The organism is Amycolatopsis ultiminotia (genome assembly GCF_039536925.1).
GTDB classification, from domain to species: domain Bacteria; phylum Actinomycetota; class Actinomycetes; order Mycobacteriales; family Pseudonocardiaceae; genus Amycolatopsis; species Amycolatopsis ultiminotia.
On sequence record NZ_BAAAZN010000053.1, the window covers coordinates 1 to 1,975 of the forward strand.

General features: G+C 66.3%; 1 protein-coding gene. It reads left to right on the plus strand.

Annotated elements, in window-relative coordinates:
• Positions 1–14: 14 nt before the first annotated feature.
• The coding region (gene acs / locus ABD793_RS42500) for an acetate--CoA ligase (RefSeq protein WP_344869563.1) at positions 15–1,975 on the plus strand (1,961 nt) is incomplete at its 3' end.

Sequence of the window (1,975 nt, forward strand, 5' to 3'; positions counted from 1 at the left end):
GGAGGCTTTGCATTATGACCGAGCAGTCCCCAGCGTTGGACAATCTGCTCACTGAGAGTCGTACGTTTCCTCCGTCGGAGGGGTTTGCCGCGCGGGCGAACGCGACGGCGGGGTTGTATGCCGCCGGGGACGGGGATCGGGAGGCGTTCTGGGCGGAGCAGGCGCGGCGGTTGTCGTGGGATACGGAGTGGTCGCGGGTGTTGGATTGGGGTGGTGCGCCGTTTGCGAAGTGGTTTGTGGGTGGGACGTTGAATGTGGCGTATAACTGTGTGGATCGGCATGTGGAGGCGGGGTACGGGGATCAGGTTGCGATTCATTGGGTGGGTGAGCCGGGGGATACCCGGGATTTCACGTATGCCCGTTTGCAGGATGAGGTGTGCCGGGCGGCGAATGCGTTGATCTCGCTCGGGGTGGGTGCGGGTGATGTGGTGGCGGTGCAGTTGCAGATGGTGCCCGAGGCGATTATCGCGATGTTGGCGTGTGCGCGGATCGGGGCGTTGCACAGTGTGGTGTTCGGGGGGTTTTCCCCGACGGCGTTGCGGGCGCGGGTGGATGACGCGGCGGCGAAGGTGGTGATCACCTCGGATGGGCAGTATCGGCGGGGGAAGGCGGCGCCGATGAAGGCCAATGTGGACGAGGCGCTGGCGGGGGCGGAGTCGGTGGAGAAGGTGATCGTGGTTGCCCGCACCGGGGACGACCTCGAGGGGGAGGTTCCGTGGTCGGCGGGCCGGGATGTGTGGTGGCACGAGCTGGTGGGGGCGCAGTCGGTGGTGCACACGCCGGAGGCGTTCGACAGTGAGCATCCGTTGTTCATTCTCTACACCTCGGGCACGACGGGGAAGCCGAAGGGGATTCTGCACACCTCGGGTGGGTATCTGACGCAGGCGGCGTATACCCATCATTATGTGTTCGATCACCGGGCGGGGGAGGATGTGTATTGGTGCACCGCCGATATCGGCTGGATCACCGGGCATTCCTACATTGTGTACGGGCCGTTGGCGAACCGGGCCACGCAGGTGGTGTACGAGGGGACGCCGAACACGCCGCACGAGGGCCGGCACTGGGAGATCATCCAGAAGTACGGGGTGTCGATTTATTACACGGCACCGACGTTGATCCGGACGTTCATGAAGTGGGGCGCCGACATTCCCGGGAAGTATGATCTGTCGTCGTTGCGGGTGCTGGGCAGTGTGGGGGAGCCGATCAACCCGGAGGCGTGGATCTGGTACCGCGACACGATCGGCGCCGGGCGGGCGCCGATCGTGGACACCTGGTGGCAGACCGAGACCGGGGCGATCATGATTTCCCCGTTGCCGGGGGTGACCGCGACGAAACCGGGGTCGGCGCAGCGGGCGTTGCCCGGGATCTCCGCGAAAGTCGTCGACGACCAGGGCGTCGAGGTCGGGCCCGGCGGGGGCGGGTATCTGGTGCTGGACCAGCCGTGGCCGGCGATGCTGCGCGGGATCTGGGGCGATGACCAGCGCTACCGCGACACCTACTGGTCCCGGTTCGCCGAACAGGGATTCTACTTCGCCGGGGACGGCGCGAAATACGACACCGACGGGGACATCTGGCTGCTGGGCCGGGTCGATGACGTGATGAACGTGTCCGGGCACCGGATCTCCACCACCGAGGTCGAGTCCGCGCTGGTGTCACACCCCACCGTGGCCGAGGCCGCGGTCGTCGGCGCGAGCGACCCCACCACCGGACAAGGAATCGTCGCGTTCGTGATCCTGCGCGGCAACGCCGTCGACGGCGGCGACGACGCCATCCAGGCACTACGCAACCACGTCGCGAAAGAAATCGGGCCGATCGCCAAACCCCGCCAGATCCTCGTCGTGCCCGAACTCCCCAAAACCCGCTCCGGCAAAATCATGCGCCGCCTCCTGCGCGACGTCGCCGAAAACCGCCGCATCGGCGACGTCACCACCCTCGCCGACTCCTCCGTCATGGACCTCATCGCCACCGGCCTGAA